The 16,716-nt window shown below is 41.8% G+C and carries 10 protein-coding genes; 3 read left to right on the top strand and 7 right to left on the bottom strand.

Annotation, left to right across the window (positions count from 1 at the left end; all coding sequences use genetic code 11):
• Window positions 1-187 precede the first annotated feature (187 nt).
• Window positions 188-3,760 carry a DUF4912 domain-containing protein gene (locus GNE10_RS19375; RefSeq protein ID WP_185566565.1) on the bottom strand — a complete coding sequence of 1,191 codons (3,573 nt, stop codon included), beginning with the start codon at window positions 3,758-3,760 and terminating at the stop codon, window positions 188-190.
• 384 nt (window positions 3,761-4,144) lie between these two features.
• Between GNE10_RS19375 and GNE10_RS19370 the strand changes: the two genes are divergently transcribed.
• On the top strand, window positions 4,145-5,791 hold the full coding sequence (locus GNE10_RS19370) for a DUF6798 domain-containing protein (protein ID WP_185566564.1): 1,647 nt from the start codon (window positions 4,145-4,147) through the stop codon (window positions 5,789-5,791).
• Between the two features lie 473 nt (window positions 5,792-6,264).
• Here GNE10_RS19370 and GNE10_RS19365 read toward each other — a convergent pair whose 3' ends face one another.
• The 6 genes from GNE10_RS19365 to GNE10_RS19340 all read right to left on the bottom strand — a co-directional run bounded on the left by GNE10_RS19365 (window position 6,265) and on the right by GNE10_RS19340 (window position 14,907).
• The gene (locus tag GNE10_RS19365; protein ID WP_185566563.1) at window positions 6,265-7,830 is read right to left on the bottom strand and encodes a serine hydrolase; all 1,566 of its coding nucleotides are present in this window, start codon (window positions 7,828-7,830) and stop codon (window positions 6,265-6,267) included.
• A 171-nt stretch (window positions 7,831-8,001) separates the two neighbouring features.
• On the bottom strand, window positions 8,002-8,742 hold the full coding sequence (locus tag GNE10_RS19360; RefSeq protein WP_185566562.1) for an RNA methyltransferase: 741 nt from the start codon (window positions 8,740-8,742) through the stop codon (window positions 8,002-8,004).
• A gap of 124 nt (window positions 8,743-8,866) precedes the next feature.
• The gene (nifN, locus tag GNE10_RS19355; RefSeq protein WP_185566561.1) at window positions 8,867-10,186 is read right to left on the bottom strand and encodes a nitrogenase iron-molybdenum cofactor biosynthesis protein NifN; all 1,320 of its coding nucleotides are present in this window, start codon (window positions 10,184-10,186) and stop codon (window positions 8,867-8,869) included.
• 96 nt (window positions 10,187-10,282) lie between these two features.
• The gene (gene nifE, locus GNE10_RS19350) at window positions 10,283-11,650 is read right to left on the bottom strand and encodes a nitrogenase iron-molybdenum cofactor biosynthesis protein NifE (protein WP_185566560.1); all 1,368 of its coding nucleotides are present in this window, start codon (window positions 11,648-11,650) and stop codon (window positions 10,283-10,285) included.
• Window positions 11,651-12,064: 414 nt separating this feature from the next.
• On the bottom strand, window positions 12,065-13,033 hold the full coding sequence (gene nifH, locus GNE10_RS19345; protein WP_185566559.1) for a nitrogenase iron protein: 969 nt from the start codon (window positions 13,031-13,033) through the stop codon (window positions 12,065-12,067).
• A gap of 683 nt (window positions 13,034-13,716) precedes the next feature.
• Window positions 13,717-14,907, bottom strand: a complete 1,191-nt coding sequence (locus tag GNE10_RS19340; protein WP_185566558.1) for a substrate-binding domain-containing protein — start codon at window positions 14,905-14,907, stop codon at window positions 13,717-13,719.
• Between the two features lie 578 nt (window positions 14,908-15,485).
• Between GNE10_RS19340 and GNE10_RS19335 the strand changes: the two genes are divergently transcribed.
• Together GNE10_RS19335 and GNE10_RS19330 are read left to right on the top strand one after the other, a co-directional pair.
• Window positions 15,486-15,947, top strand: a complete 462-nt coding sequence (locus GNE10_RS19335) for a hypothetical protein (RefSeq protein WP_311774825.1) — start codon at window positions 15,486-15,488, stop codon at window positions 15,945-15,947.
• Window positions 15,948-16,310: 363 nt separating this feature from the next.
• A complete protein-coding gene (locus GNE10_RS19330; protein WP_185566566.1) occupies window positions 16,311-16,616 on the top strand; it encodes a PadR family transcriptional regulator in 306 nt (101 codons plus the stop codon).
• Window positions 16,617-16,716 lie beyond the last annotated feature (100 nt).

Here is a 16,716-nt window from a genome sequence, read left to right as displayed (position 1 = left end):
GCGACAGATACCCCACCCGCCTGACGGCACCCTCCCCTTGCCAAGGGGAGGGTTGGGGAGGGGTCTTGTCTATGTGTCGTATTCTTTTTTGAAATTGGTATAAGAGTTTCAAAGAATTTTTGCGTAATTCCTACAAAAATTGAGCGCAAGAAACTTGCGCTCAATTTTTGTAAAATCGAAAATGGTATCAGCTTTCGTAAGTTTCTTGGGAGAATTTCTTATGAATAGTTTTTGGTGATTCTCCATCCGCAGCTACTGTGATCAGATAGTCCATTAAACCATCGGAAAAGGGAAGACGGAGGTGGAAAGTACCGTCGGGTTTGATTTTGACGGCGTTACCACCAATGGCTACGGTTGTATTGGGTTCGGTTGCTCCGTGAATAATTAATTCAGCATCTGCAACAAACCAAAATTCTCCTTGAGGACGACTAAAGACGCGCACAATTTCCGAACGCGCCACAGTCAACCAACCATCGCCATCTGCAAGATAACCAATTTCCGCGATGTAGTTGCGATCGCTTACAGGAATCGCCACAAAGCGATCGCTTGCTACTTCTTCACATTCGTACTGCTGTACGAGTTGGGGAGTTTGGTAACTCAAGTCTATGCCAGTGACATCATACAGCCGCACTGCCAATTGAGAAGCACCTTGTTGTTGCAGTGCTTGTTTTTCAGTGGGAGAAATACACCAGGAAACATAAGCCCACTTGGGAGTACGCGGTGTTAGTACAATTGTACTTTCTTCTTTGGTATCAACTGTTTCCTCCACGATGGGGTCTGGTTTTACAGGACTAAAGACACGCACAATTGCAGAACGTCCCAAGGAAAACCAAGCATCGTCTTGTGCAAGATAGCCGATTTCAGCGATGTAGTTGCGATCGCTTACGGGAATTTCCACACTCTTGTTGAGTAATTCTTCACTTTCGTACTGTTCTACAAACTGGGGAGTTTGGTAACTCAAGTCTATGCCAGTGACATCATACAACCGCACTAGCAATTGAGAAATGCCCTGTTGTCGCAATGCTGATTTTTGGCTTTCGGAAATTTCCCAAGCGATATCAGCCAATTTAGAACTGCGGGGTGTCAGCACAATATGAATTTCTTCTTGTGTCTCAACTGTTTCCTCCACAATGGGGTCTGGTTCCACAGGATTGAAGACACGCACAATTGCAGAACGTCCCAAGGAAAACCAAGTATCGTCTTGTGCAAGATAGCCGATTTCAGCGATGTAGTTGCGATTTGTTAGCGGAATTTCCACACTCTTGTTGAGTAATTCTTCGCTTTCGTACTGTTCTACAAGCTGGGGAGTTTGGTAACTCAAGTCTATGCCAGTGACATCATACAGCCGCACCAGCAATTGAGAAATGTCCTGTTGTCGCAGTGCTGATTTTTGGCTTTCGGAAATTTCCCAAGAGACATCAGCCAATTTAGGACTGCGGGGTGTCAGCACAATATGAATTTCTTCTTGAGTCTTGGCTGTTTCCTCCACAATGGGGTCTGGTTCCACAGGACTGAAGACACGCACAATTGCTGAATGGGCTATGGGGAACCAACGATCGCCTTCAGCAAGATAGCCGATTTCAGCTATATAGTCGCGATCGCTTGCGGGAATTTCTAGACTCTTGTTGAGTAATTCTTCGCTTTCGTACTGTTCTACAAACTGGGGAGTTTGATAACTCAAGTCTATGCCAGTAACATCATACAACCGCACCAGCAATTGAGAAACGCCCTGTTGCCTCAATGCTGATTTTTGGCTTTCGGAAATTTCCCAAGAAACATCAGCCAATCTATGAGTACGGGGTGTGAGGAAAATACGGCTTTGTGGTTCCTCATACACTACATTAGTTGTCTCGGTTGTTATCGGTGCATTGTCAATGCTACCAGCCCAGGCTCCAATTCCTACTCCGGCTGCTAGGGCCGCCGCCGCCAAGTCTGGCGATTCTTCTTCTGGTAAATTTACAGAAGGTTCGGCTGCATCTGCTACCACATTAAAAGCATCTTCTGGCAATTCTGGTAGTTCATTTTCCACCACTACGTCAGAATCTAATGAAGCTATATCTTCAGTTGAGGTAATACTTTCCAGCCATTCCAATTCTGCTTTGAGTTCTTCTTGGATTTGTTCTTCACTCACTTCTGTGTCCCAATACTCAAAATCTGAGGTTGCTTTGGGCACATCTGGTAATTCGGAGGCTGGGGTTGTCACCTCAGATAAAGGCAGTTCTTGATTCGATGTTTCTTCTGTAATATTAGGCAGTTGGGGATATGAAGTATTGACAACAGCTGCTGGGGCTTCTATGTCCCATGCAACTTCACCGGATTCAGGAGGATTTTGTTCGGTATTATTTTCTTGATTTGTATCTTGGGTGACGTTATCGTCTTTGTCTCCAAAGGTAGACCAAGTACCCGCCGCAATTCCGGTGGCCAAAGCACCACCACCCATTAAAGCTGCGGCTCCCAAGTTGTTATTCTCTGATACAGCGACGCTTGGGGTTGTGCCATTAGTAGATGATGTTTGACCATAAATTTGAAAAGGAGTGCGATCGCTGGTGTCTTCTTTTGGCACTTGGAGGGTGGTGTCAGCACTGACAACAGTTTCAGCGTCATCTGTGTTTGGTGGATCGGGATTCGGTTGCAGCGCATTGTCTGTTTTTTCACGCAGGGATGGCCGTCTGCCAAAAAACCACCACAGTAAACCTCCACCCACAGTGGTAACCAACAAAGGTAAAAGCAACCAAAATGGTGTTTGTTGATTGACAATGGGAGCTTTTTCTGGAGCAGTGGGAGCCACAAAGGGTTGTTCCCCAAATACAGAAGTAGTTGCACTGGGAGAAGCTGCGGTGGTTGGTGTGGCTTCTGTGGTTGGGGGAACTGCGGCGGTAGGTTGTGAAACTGTGGTGGCGATGGCTTCAGCTTCAGTGACTCTAGCTTGTTCTATGGCTTGCTCCCCTACTGGTGCAAGGGTAAAACCGAGAAAACTGGCGACACCCAAGGGGGGATTTTTTTTGTAGACGTAAACTAATGGTTGCGAGAAGGGATATTTGGCATCGTCTGGTAAGGTTTGATGTAATTGCAGAACTCGCACGTTTTCTAACTTGGAAATCTGATTAGCTAGCACATAGCTAATGCCGTCTTTACCCAATTGTTTAACGATTTCGGCGGTATTGTCGTCAGCTACTTGGGTAGCGTTGGAACCTGTGGCAAATTTCGCCGTTTTGAAAGCTGGGTAATCGCGAAAAGTATCGCGAGTATCGCTGGTTTCGGGGCGATCGATGACGCGAATCTTGGCATCAGGGCCGCCTAATTGCGACCAATTTGTAATTTGTCCCCGAAAAATCCGGGCGAATTGCCTACTAGTCAAACTTTGCTTGAAAGGATTCTCTGCACCTACCACAATGGCAATTTTTTCACGGCGCAAGCGCACTTGTTCCAGTCCTAGTGCTTTTTCTGCTGGCGTTAAACCACGACCGATCGCTGCTATGTCAATTTTGCCATCTAGCAAATCTCTCAAGGCCTTATCAGTACCATTGGCAGCAATTTCAACCTTTGTCCCCGAAAACTGTTTTTCAAAATTATCTTTAAGACTTTGGTTGATTGCACTCAAGCTACTTGAACCATCAATTCGCACTGTCGTTCCATTTTCCACTGTTTGCGGCAGTGGGAAAGATGGTGTTGGCGATGCAGATTGCGCCAGTGTAGGTGCTGAAACTACCATACTGGCCATTGGAGTCGTAGCTAAAGCAACCCATAATACCAGCTTCACTATTGAAGTATCTTTTTTTTGTTGTTTCCACATATGCCCGTTATTAAAGTAAATAATACAAAACCTACCAGCCTTAATCCTTGTCTTTTTATGGATTATGCAGGAGACCCGCTAATTATACATCTCTGTTATATTTCTTATCAGTTATCAACAGTACTTGTATTCATAAATACTTTTGTGTCCTTTAAGTATGTTTTCCTTGGCTGACCAAAATTTTAATTCAATACAATCAACTAAAAATTAGTTAGATTTTATACAATACTTAAGTATGGCTGGATAATGTCCATGCTTATAAAATTAGCTCAAGAATAAAGATAGTATAAACACGTATTAAAGATATGGTATCGAGTTCAATTAAAGTTTTGCTTAGGTAGTACAAAAGTTATGAAGTTTGTTTTTTTTGAAATGTTGAAATTACCAAGTATCAGCCAAAAAAGGTTTTTACACCAGAAATGGGCTTTGAAGAGTACGGACTGGCCGGTGTTAGAAATCATAGCAGTGTTAGGATTGCTGTGTCTGACAAATTTGTTGTCTGACATCATGGCCAGAAACGACATTGACGCTCTACCTTTAGCAAGACAGTTCGCCGATCCTCACTGGGTTCCGAAAGATTGGTCTGTTAATCAACCACCTGTTTATCGAATATTGTTTCAAAGCTTATTTGGTTCCTTCATAGCACATTGGGGATTTTTAGCTAGTTCTCTCATCGGCCGGTTTTTTTGCTACGCCTTGATAGCTTGGGGGCTAGTACTTATCGGTAGAAAACTCGGACTAAATTTGCTGTTGCAAATGTTAGCGGTTGCGATGTTTCTCAGAGGACATCAAGGTGTTGCTGCTGGAGAAAGAATTGTTGGAGTTCTAGAAACCAAAATATTTGCTTATGCAATGGTCATTTTGGCCATCGCATTTATGCTTAGAAAACGTTATCGCCTGATGGCTTTTTTGTTGGGGCTAGCAACTTCATTCCATGTTTTAGTTGGTGGTTATACAACTTTGTTTGCAACAGTGTTGATAGTTTTAAGACGAAAAATCTATTTTCCCAGTGGGCGGGAATTGGGATTTATGATTTTGCTATACCTGATTTCAGGTGTATTCGGTCTCAAACCAGTCATCGAACAATTGTCTAGTCCAACACCTGCAAGCCCCATACCTATTTCTTATATTTATGTTTTTCTCAGGATGCCCCACCACCTTAATCCTTTATCTTGGCCTGCAAATTGGTGGATAACTCCTACATTTTACTTAGTGCTGCTTGTGAGTAGTGCTGTTGTTGTGTGGTTGAATCGTCGAACTCAAACACTACCAGAACAATTGGAAGAATACCAAGCTCAAATCGGACTTTTTCAGTTTACGCTCATCAGTCTAATTCCTTATGTATTAGGATTGGTTATTGCTCCATTTGATTCTCAAGGAACATTACTTCAGTATTATCTTTTCCGCGTCGGTGATGTAATGTTGCACCTCAATGCCTGCCTATTATTTGCTTGTGCTTTAAATAGCATCTTCGCAAGTAGAAAACAACAAAAATTGTTGGCGCTGCTATGTACCATCGTAGTCAGTATCAGCATTGTCAAAGGATTTTATCACTTTAAGACAGAATTTCAATCCACACTTAATTTTCCTGACAAAACCCAAGAGGTAGACCCCCAGTGGAAAGATATGGCTAATTGGGTGCGAAAAAATACACCAAAAAACGATATCTTTGTATCCCCTCCAGTTGAATTTGCCAACTTCATTTGGCTGACAGAACGTCCAACCATTGCTAAACATAAACTGATGGCTCAAACTAAAGCCGGAACATTAGAGTGGTTTTCCCGTATGCGAGACTTGAGTGGTAATTTTAACGGGGTCGATCCTTTGACTCACTTTAGCGAAAAACTGCTGACAGAAGGTTACAACAACTTAACAACCGACCAAGCTAAGGCACTGATGGTCAAATATGACGCTAAGTATTTTGTAACTCGCATCCAACATCAGTTGGATTTGCCAATTGCTTACCGCAATCAATCTTACGTGCTGTATACAAAATAAGCCTTAAGTATTAGCAGAGAACAGATACTATTAGTATTTGATTTTCCAAAAACTCCGTACATCTGAAAAAACAGAAAATCAAATGTATTTCAGATAAATCACTCAAACATTAATTGAAAATGCAAAAGTGTCGCAATTAAAGCACAAAAACCTTTAACCCAAGTTTTTGCCTGTAACCAAATATCTTTTTATAAAATTTTACTATCAGCAATTCACCCAGTCCCCAGTCAATTGCTATATAAACCTAACAAAACTATGTGTAATACCATTTTGGATTTTAGATTTTAGATTTTGGATTGTGAAACAGTTAGTAGTAATCGCTTTTGGCTATACATCTGTCGCAATCATTTTTCAAATTGGTGTAATTCATAAAAATATTCCATAGAAAACTGTTAGCTGTCAACAGTCAACAGTCAACGCTTTAACCTGAAAATTTATTTTTTGCAGTTTCCTATAATTTCCTTTTAAAAAGTTTATCTTGGGGGATAATACTGCGGATTGGTAATTGGAGTTTGATAATTATTTGTAGGTAAAGTATTTCCCATACCATTGGGTACAGGATTAATAAACGGAGCTTGATAACCAGTCATGGGTACGGTGCTTGTGGCAGTGTTGGGTAAAACAGGATTGACAATTTGTGGTTGATAACCGTTGGTTGGTACGGTGCTGATACCACTGCTTGGTGTAACTGGATTTTGGCTAAACTCTTGGTAAGCAGCACGAGAAATTGAGCTAATCAGTTTTTCGGCGCGGGGATCGTTGTTGGGGCGTTTTACCATCACAGCAGCTACGTAGCGCTTACCAGTGGGAACAACAATTAAACCTGTATCTGCCAGCATTGTGCCGATATCGCCTGTTTTGTGATATACCCTTGCACCTGTTCCCAAACCAGATGGTAACAATGAGTCTCGCTGGGTGCGGCGCAAAATATCCAGCATTAAATCCCGTGATGGCATACTGATTAAATTTCCCTGACTAATAATTGCCATCAAATTCCCCAGTTCTTTGGGACTAGTGGTATTTGTCCCTTGCAAATCTGGTAGCTGGTTGCGAATGACTGTAGTTGTTAATCCCCAACTCCGGAAACGCTGGTTTAAAGCATCTATGCCTCCCAGTCTGGTAATCAGCATATTTGTAGCTGTGTTGTCGCTGATGGTAATCATTTTAGTGGCGACTTCCAAAGCTGCGTACTGGGTTCCGGCTGCTTGATATTGCATATTTCCCGAACCGCCTGCAATCATGTCTTGCTGCATGGTGAGCATTTCATCGAGGCGAATTTTCCCTCTGTCCACGTCCTCGAAGAAGGCAATTAGAATCGGGATTTTGATTGTGCTAGCTGCGGGAAAAGTAGTAGAAGCGTTGATATCTACATAATTACCTGTATCCAAATCTACTAAGAAAACTCCGGGGGTGAGACTTTGGTTATTGCTAGCCAAATTTTGTACGGCATTTTTTAACGGGAGAATTTCCTGAGATAAGAGTAGGGTTGAAGGTGCTGCTGGAGGCGTAGGGGTGGGTTGCGCCTGCGATCGCGTCACATTACTATTACCAGATTGGGGTGCTGAATTTGTGGTAATGCGATTAGCCGGGTCTAATACTGACAAGGCTGTGCCGACAATTGCGCCCATACCAACACCTACAATTAACAAGCGCAGTATATACAATATGGTTTTGGCCATTGGCTTTAACCGCGTTTTCCGCGATGAACGCCTGCCAATTTTTGGCTTTTCCATCCGCACCGTTTTAACTGTTGCAACACCCGATTGTGAGGGAGGAATTTTAACTTTAGCAGTTGGTATGGGTTTCACTGCTGTTGGCATGACTAGTTCCGATTTTACCCGGCGTGTAGTCGCTGGGATTTGCCCAGAAGCAATCTGATTTTTTGGGCGTGCTAGGGCTGTTTTACGGGCAACAACTTGCTGCTGGTTGTTGGCTTTGACTTTCTTTGGTGCCACTTTTTGAACTTTTTGTGGACGCTGGCGGCGGTTTAAGGGTTGACGCCGCGAGAAAGCTGTTAGTTCGTCACTCGATTCTGACACTACTACTCCTTGTGACCCACTGGACTGTTTTCTTGCAGACTCCTGACCCAAAACTTAACCGTTGAGCAATATTGATGCTCAAATTCCACTTTGCCACTAAGTAGCATTTTTGTGTTTAGTTTAATATTAAATATTTTGGGGGGGGTGATTGCGTATATATTAAACGAATTATTACAAGTTTTCACTATCGTTGTAAGTTTTCAGTGCCCATTCTACCTGTCGTAAAATTCCTCGTAGCATAGCTACTTCTCCTGTTTGTAGCCCTGCACGATTATACAGCTGACGAAATTTTTCCATGCGACTAGCTGCCGTATGTGGATAAAGATAACCAATTTTCAGTAATAGTGATTCTAATTGCTGGTAGTAAGTTTCCACAACATCTAAAGGCGCGAGTTCGCTTTGGGGTGAGGTTTGAGTTTCTCCTGGCTGCGTGCATTGGGATAATTCATAACAGCAGATTGCCACAGCAGTGGCTAAATTCAAGGATAGATAATTTTCACTTGTGGGAATGAAAACAAAGCGCTGGGCGTAATTTAATTCTTCATTGCTTAATCCCCGGTCTTCCCTGCCAAAAATTAAAGCCGTGGGTTGTTCTGGTGTCTCCAATAGCCAAGGTAAGGCAGTGCGGGGATTTTCTAAAGGTATTTCCCAACTGCAAAGGCGACCGGTAGTAGCGATCGCCTTGACACATCCATGTAATGCTTCTGGTAAACTTGCCACTATTACCGCAGATTCTAAAATTTCTTTGGCATGAACAGCCATTCTTAAAGCTTCTGCTGACAAGCGATCGCATTGGGGATTTACTAATATTAAGTTATGTAATCCAAAATTTTTCATTACCCTGGCGATCGCACCTACATTGAGGGGCCCAGCTGGCTCTACCAACACAATTCTTAATCCAGCTAAGCTCATTTTTTCCCCTCCGGCCATCGTATTCAAACTACTTATGCTAAGGTAATTCCAAAAAATAAACTATTCCAATTCAGGTCGTTGACTGTTCACTATCAACTGTCTTCTGTGGAATACTTGGAAGTCCCTAACTAACATAGCGCTTAATAACTGTCTCCTGTTCTAAAAACAGGTTACCAATATCAAACAAAACCTGCATCGTACCACCATAGCCAACTTTGGTGAACTGATAGGCATCTAAACGGTCAAAAATGGGAATACCTTGACGATACAGAGGAATTTTTAATCGTTGAGCAATGGCCACTGCATGAGAATTAGTAATCAGCAAATCAGCACCAACCGCTAATTGTTCAAAGTCTTCTAAGTCCCCAATGGTAACACTAGGAATCGGCAGTTTTTCCAATACAGGAGAGCGTGTTGTTGTGACTGCGGTGTGAATTTGCACTCCCAAGGATTGCAAAAAATAAACCATCGACCAAAGTAAATCTGGTTCCAGGGCTAAAGCAACTCGCTTGCAACCAAAGTAAAAATGATTCTCTAACATTACGTGTTGCAACTGACGGCGCTGATGGCGATATTTCTCTGGTACATTCACACCACTGATATCCGCCAATGCTTGCAAGAATTTATCTACAGCTACTAGTCCCGTGAGTTCGCTAAACACCTCATAAGGAATATTGAATCGCTTTTCTAAAATTTGTGCTGCACCGCGCATACTTTCACCTAATGCCAAAGTGAACGCAGAACTGCCCATTGAGCGCAACTGTGCTGTATTTGTACCATTAGCGGCCATGAAACCAGAAGAATCTTCTATGTGACTATCTAGAACGCCAGAAAGGTCTGGTACAACAATTGGTACAAGTCCAAAAGCAGCGACAATTTCTTTAATTTCTTGTACATCCCCAGGAGTGAAAGCAGAACTCGCCAAAATTGTGATTTGTGTGGGGCAGGGGTTTGGCGTTGAGGATTTTTGCGGAATTTCCCTAACTATACTCTCCACTGCACTAGCAAAACCATCCTGCAATGTACCTTTAAAATCTGGTGTGGAGACAAGCACAATTGGTAAATAATCTAATTCTGGATGGCGGTGGCGAATGTCTTTTACAAAGCGTTCCATATCATCGCCTCTAGTTTCCACAAGTCCAGTGGTACAAAGACCAATCATTTCTGGTTTCGATTTCTCTACCAAAGTGAGAATTGCTTGTTCAACTCTCTCTTCACCACCCAAAATTGTTGCAACTTCTGTCATTGCTGTGGTGGAAAGGGGAATTGTTTGACGAAAATGTTGCACTAGTACCGTTTTTGTCAAAGCTGTGCAACCTTGGGAACCATGCAATAAAGGCATCATTCCCTTCACCCCTAAAAAGGCTAAGGTTGCACCTATGGCTTGACTTTGCTTGAGAGGATTAACTGCAACTGATGTACTGGTAATGCTCACAATTGCCATGAAATTTGCTCCATGAATTAGTCTCAAATATCAGATATAAGCCCGTTAATTTATGAATGCAAAATAAAAATTTCATTGAAAAAGTAAGAAAGCAAATCAACTTTCTTCCCACGAAGCAGGTTGTTGTACTTGCTCCCACACAGGATTATAAAAAGTGGCATATAATTCTCGTGCCAGTTCCCATATTCCTGTATAACCCGTATATGCGCGATCGCTTTGTCTATGAATATCTAAGAATGGAATCTTTGCTATGAGAGCAGTCTCTAAATAACGAGCTTCAGCAATTAAAATATCAGCTTGATGTTCCTTGATTATCTGCAAAAATTTCTGAGAATTTTCTGATTCCAAAATTATGCTATCTCTACTTAGCAAATCTTTGAGTTTCACTAATTCGTCTTCTGTATTCATTTGAGTACAAATAGCAATAACTTCCATGCCTAACTTCTGAGCAGTAAAAATAATTAACCAACTTTTGAAATTTTTAATAGTAACAATAATACGTTTTCCTTGCAATTGTCTATGATATAAATTGAGTTTTGCTTCTAAAGCGATCGCTTCTTCTGCAATGAGTTTTTCTGTGCGTTCTATTAAATCAATATCTCCTAAATTTACTGCAATATTTCTTAAACACTGATTAATTTGCTCTATCCCATAAATAGACTCTTCAATATATGGAATACCATAGACTTTCTGCATTTTTTTGGCGATATTAATTAACGCGTTTGCAGACAACACAACGTTGAGCTTGGCATGATGCGCGTAGCAAACTTCTTGATAAATGGCATCGGCTGTAATTTTTGATAAAACTCGAATACCTAATTTCTCTAACAACGGTAGAAAATTCCACATTGCACCTGCAATATTATACTCACCAATCAAGTTAATATCGAATGGTGTAGTAACATCTGGTTTGGCTGTTCCAATAACGTGTTCTAGTAAGGCTTCACCAGCAACCCGGTTACCTCCTTTTTGTCCACCAATGAACCCAGGACAATGCACGGCAATAGTTGGTATTCCTGTTTTTTCACTAACATCTTTGCATATTCCTTCTATGTCATCACCAATTAAAGCAGTAATGCAGGTGGAGTAGACAAATATCGCACTTGGTTTGTAGCGTCTTTGTAATTCTAAAATGCCTTTGTATAGCTTTTTTGCTCCACCGAAGATAATATCACTCTCCTCTATTTCAGTAGTAAAGCGTATTTTATAGAGCATTGAACCAGAAGATAGACTGGTGTAGTTTCCCCAAATACTAGCAGCACAACCACTCGGCCCGTGGACTACATGAGCAGCATCAGTAATTGGTACTAAAGTAATCATTGCACTATCAAAAGCGCAACTTCCTTGAGCAGTTCCAGGCTGGGGTAATTGTGTAGAAGACTTTTTTTTCTTCTGCTTTTGCTGTTGAGTTTCGCTCTTTGATTCACTGAGTGAATCATTGATTTTTTTAGGTTGAGGGTTCATTTTTTTTAGTGAGAAGAGGTAGAAGTTATGAGGTGTTAGCGGAATTCAAAATTTGAGAAAGATTTTTAGTTGTTTAACGGTGTGCTTCTAGCATGGAAGAAAAGGGAATGAGAAAGAGAATTACTCATTCCCTAATGACCAACCAATTAATAGAAGGAGTAAACAAAAACCACAAGAGCGGTTTTACCGCGTAAATATTAACAGATTAATTTCTCTCAGGAGAACTTGAATAATTTACAAGCCGGAATTGGGATTGATTAATCTGTTATTCACACAAAACTCATACTGATTTATTTCTTGAACCTCCATATCGTTTTAAGAGTGAGAGAAAGTGGCTTAATTCCCCCACTTAATTGCTTTCGTTTCTCAGCAAATTCTGCTATTTCTTAAGCAAGAACAAGAGTCTTACTTTTTTTAGCTACCAGAAACTATTTCTACATTGCCTTTTGCCAGCGCTTCTAATGCTTCACCTTGAGCATCTTCTTGCTTTTTAGCAGCTTCTTCTTGAGCATTAGCTGTGGCAATCATTTTTGCAGCATTTTCTTCACTTTCGAGAATACCGAACTCAATCAACAACTCTTCTAACTCATCCATCTCAATGGGTGTAGGAATAGCAAGATTTCTATTGTTGATAATTTTGTCTGCTAATGTACGGTATTCATTAGCTTGGTTGCTATCAGGTGCATACTCGTTAACTGTCATCCGGCGCAATTCTGCGTGTTGCACGATGTTGTCACGGGGGACAAAGTGAATCATCTGGGTGCTTAATCTGGCTGCTAGGGTACTAATCAGTTCGTCTTCCCGGTCAGTTTTGCGGCTATTACAAATCAGACCACCCAAGCGCACACCACCCGTATGAGCATACTTGAGAACGCCACGAGCAATGTTATTAGCAGCGAACATCGCCATCATTTCCCCAGAGGTAACGATATAGATTTCTTGGGCTTTCCCTTCACGGATGGGCATAGCGAAACCACCGCACACAACGTCACCCAATACGTCGTAGGATACGAAATCTACGCCACTATAAGCACCGTTTTCTTCTAGGAAGTTAATAGCGGTGATAATACCCCGACCGGCGCAACCAACACCAGGTTCTGGCCCCCCAGATTCTACGCATCTGATACCCCGGAAGCCTTCTAGTACCACTTCATCAAGTTCTAAGTCTTCGACTGCACCTCTTTCCGCAGCCAAGTGCAGCACGGTGGTTTGAGCTTTAGTGTGCAAAATCAAGCGTGTAGAGTCAGCTTTGGGGTCACATCCGACAATTAAGATGCGTTGACCTACTTCTGCCATAGCGGCTAAGGTATTTTGGGAGGTGGTAGATTTACCGATACCACCTTTACCGTAGAAAGCAATTTGTCTAATTTTTTCGTCGGACATGATGTTTTTTCCTGCAATTGTTGTTTGGTGGGTCTTTTGCTCTTGGGTTCACACTGTTAACTTACAAATGTGACCTCGTTGAGAACGTCGTTAGAGACTGCGTGTTGAGTTACACGCCGGAGGCGGGCTGCGCCTACGCTCTACACGAAAAACATTTACTCTTGAATACATAAGATTCGTGGTGAAATTTTGGGCTATGATTGCTCTGACTTCATGGCAGAAGTGCATCAAAAATGTACGGTTTGAAATGATGCATCACGGTACATTTGTGAATCTGACTCGAAGTTTAGATATGCTTTTTGTAGAACCCTGTCGCAGAAATATTGCAAGTATTACCAGACTCTTATATCTTGTCCGCCTAATTACCCATAATAAAAACCTCTCCGCGTCTCCGCGTCCCCGTGTCTCCGCGTCAGTCCTAACTATGGGTCTTTCACCGAACCTGATATTAGTTGTATGAATCCAGTTAAACACTTATTATTGACATTGGTGTAAAGACACAAAGGTGGAGAAAGATTTTCATCACAACTGAAGCGGACATCAGATATCAGATGATTTCTGTGGAAATAGAGATAATACCACATCAAAATCTCAAAATCTATTAAAGCGATCGCCACAGGAATTGAAATTTACGCAAAGTGTTTCCCAAAACCACACAACCAACCTGACAAAAGCAATCGACTTTAAACGCTTGCTACAATTTCCCCAATTTTGCTGATATCGTAGCCACCCAGAATTTCAAATTGTGAGTGAACCATTCGATGCCCCAAAGTACTAAGCAACTGCTGTACTGGTGCTTCTTCTAGATATTCCTTGAGAATCACTAAATCGTATCTTGATTGATGTAGAGGGATAAATCCCAGCCCAAAGGCGGTAGCCACAGATGCGGTACTTATACCTGCATCTGCAACTCCTAATGCTACTGCTTGGGCAACATCTTGGTGGCTTTGAACAATATAGTCAAACCCTTTAACATCATGAAACGGTATCTGTTGTTCTTGGAGTTTTTGTTCCAATAGTAAACGAGTACCAGCACCAGTTTCACGGTTAACAATAGTCGCTTTCCGTTCCACTAAATCATTTGCTGTTCTAATTCCCATTGGGTTACCAGGTTTGACTAAAAATCCTTCTTCCCAAACACCCAAGGTAATCAAAACTGCTTTCCTTCCAGCCAAAACATCTCGAACAAAAGGAGTATTATACTCGCCAGTCTCGGTATCGTAGAGGTGCATCCCAGCAATGTGGGCCTCTCCTTTGCATAGACTGTGTAATGCAGACATGCTATTGGCAAAGTTAAATTGCACCCGTAATTGTGGATGCCAGCGTTCAGTTGCTCTAGCCCACAGCGAAATCACAGGCGCACAGCCAGCAATCACAACTGTGTTGTGCAGTGTTTCCAGATTATCGTCCAACAGCCGGACTTTAACTTTATTTGTATCTGTTTGACGCTGACTCTCTCCCTCCGGGTGAAGCAGTTTGCTTATGCCTCTTAAGCCTTCCACCGCAATTGCTTCACCATCGGCGGGAATCATATCTTGGCGAAACGCATCTTTGCCAATTAAGGGATAAGCTACCCATTGTCCTGCTACCCTAGCCAAGCTGACTCGCGTTTGTTGTTCCAGGGGCACGGGTTTAGCTAGCACTGCTTCAATTTCAGGTAAATCCCGCTCTAACCAGAATAGATCCTCTACTTGACAGCCAAGTGCCTTTGCTAGGCGCAGTGTTATGGCCACTGAGGGAGCGTATTGTCCCGATTCTACACCACTGATAGTTTGACGAGTCACACCAGCTAGATTTGCCAAGTCTTGTTGGCTCATGCCTAGACGAGTTCTTATTGACTTCAAGTTGTTACGGAGATCGTTATCCTGCTTCATTGGCTTGAGCTACTTTCAGTTTCAAAAAGCCGAGCGCGGATTTAACTTAACATCTTGCCAAGGCGAAACTGTGTTCATATCATTCCTCTTAGACAAGATAATTGTGCTTTCGCTGTTTTGATTCCCTATATTCACAGAATATCACAATATTTGCAATTTTCCTGGCAAAGCGCAATTTTTTTTGCTGTAAATTATTTTTTAGTCCTCGATTATCGCTCAAAACTCCCTAATCATCAATAACAAAGGATTTTTTTGATTTTTATTTTTACCAACTTTTTTGGTAAAAAGTAACTCTCAATACAGTTTTGCAAATAAATTTGGGTTTTGATGCTTGATAGGCGAGTTATACAAGCTCTGACAAATATACCACGACCCACAGAGAACTCGTGAGGGAAATTTGTCCTCACTCAAAACACTGTTTTTACTCAGAAGAATATTGCCAAGCTCAATCTATGTTTTATCCGAATCAGCTCTTAGGCAGTTAGCTTAGGCATATAGGACTCATATTTGATTTGGAGAAATATGCGTAGGGGAGCCAGTGTGTTGCTCTGGTTAAGAAAGTTGTAGCAACTGGCGTTGTGTTAGGCATCAACCATAACGCACCGTCCAGGACTTTTGGTGCGGCGCTTGGTAACAACACACCAGTTATTTGCACTACAGCAATGGAGAGAATAATGATTACCGAAGAAGACTTAGCCCAACAATTTAGTGTAATTATCGAGCATACTCACCCAAGGGTATGGGAACTACTACGTCAGTGTTATGTGAAGGTAATTAATCCTAGACCTTACTTAACAAGAGCGAATATCAAAACCTGTATCCGCTATGGAAAATACATTGGTATTTATTGCCCCAATCGACTTATTAATGCAATAGCCGCAGAAAAAAACTTACTCACAGAAGTAGCAGAATATATGGGATTAGTGGAGGTTGTTTGTATAAATGCCAACAGCTTACTGCACGATCCTTTATCCAATTTAAAGGAAGCTTATCCACGTTTATGGTTAGATTTACTTTGGATTGTTACCCAAGAACATTGACACTCCCCGACCTCAAGCTATGGGGATTCTAGATTCAACGAGTAGGGGCGGATTTACCAAAATCCTCATTAATAATATTTGTCAACCCGCCCCTACGCTTAAACCCCTTGCGGTATCTAAAAATATATTTGTTATTTTACTAACTAAGTTGGTAAAATTTAGAATAAGTTAAATCAGGTAATTGATGCAATAACCTTCTTGTATAGCAGTTAAAGCATGGTTTAGGGCATAAACTAAAAAGATTTTCCGGCCTGTTGCTGTTCCCTACCACAGCAATTATGCAGGCTACCTGCGGAAAATCCAAGAGTTCCTAGCCTGATATAAGCGAAAATGAAATTCTAAGTGTTGCAAAAATCTTATCCAATGGATGGAAGAGAATTTTACTCTAGCTTAATTCGGCTTCATATTCTACATCATGCAGTCAAAGAGCCGATTTTTGGGCTGGCTATTATTGAAGAACTGGCATGTCATGGCTATAAACTCAGTTCTGGAACACTGTACCCAATGCTGCACGATATGGAGCGTAAGGGATATTTAAATTCTGTTGAAGAGAGATCGGGGCGGTACAGCCGACGCTTGTACAGAACTACCGAATTAGGAAAAACGACTTTAGAAGATGCCAAAGAAAAGGTAAAAGAATTATTTGGCGAATTGTTTGAGAATTCGTGAATTTAATACTGGAGATTTTCTTTTGAGCAACAAAGTAGCTGAGGACACTTAGTAGTGTGCCAAGGCAACTTGGCTCTTTAAAGGGGAAAGGGGAAGGGGG

The organism is Nostoc sp. 2RC (assembly GCF_014222165.1).
GTDB classification, from domain to species: domain Bacteria; phylum Cyanobacteriota; class Cyanobacteriia; order Cyanobacteriales; family Nostocaceae; genus Nostoc; species Nostoc linckia.
This window is presented reverse-complemented; position numbering and strand designations above follow the sequence as displayed.

Bases quoted from the DNA above. Each gene is read 5' to 3' on its own strand.
- nifN (WP_185566561.1), bottom strand. From the start codon at position 10,186: ATGGCAATTGTGAGCATTACCAGTACATCAGTTGCAGTTAATCCTCTC.
- nifE (WP_185566560.1), bottom strand. From the start codon at position 11,650: ATGAACCCTCAACCTAAAAAAATCAATGATTCACTCAGTGAATCAAAG.
- nifH (WP_185566559.1), bottom strand. From the start codon at position 13,033: ATGTCCGACGAAAAAATTAGACAAATTGCTTTCTACGGTAAAGGTGGT.
- GNE10_RS19330 (WP_185566566.1), top strand. From the start codon at position 16,311: ATGGATGGAAGAGAATTTTACTCTAGCTTAATTCGGCTTCATATTCTA.
- GNE10_RS19360 (WP_185566562.1), bottom strand. From the start codon at position 8,742: ATGAGCTTAGCTGGATTAAGAATTGTGTTGGTAGAGCCAGCTGGGCCC.
- GNE10_RS19340 (WP_185566558.1), bottom strand. From the start codon at position 14,907: ATGAAGCAGGATAACGATCTCCGTAACAACTTGAAGTCAATAAGAACT.
- GNE10_RS19370 (WP_185566564.1), top strand. From the start codon at position 4,145: ATGAAGTTTGTTTTTTTTGAAATGTTGAAATTACCAAGTATCAGCCAA.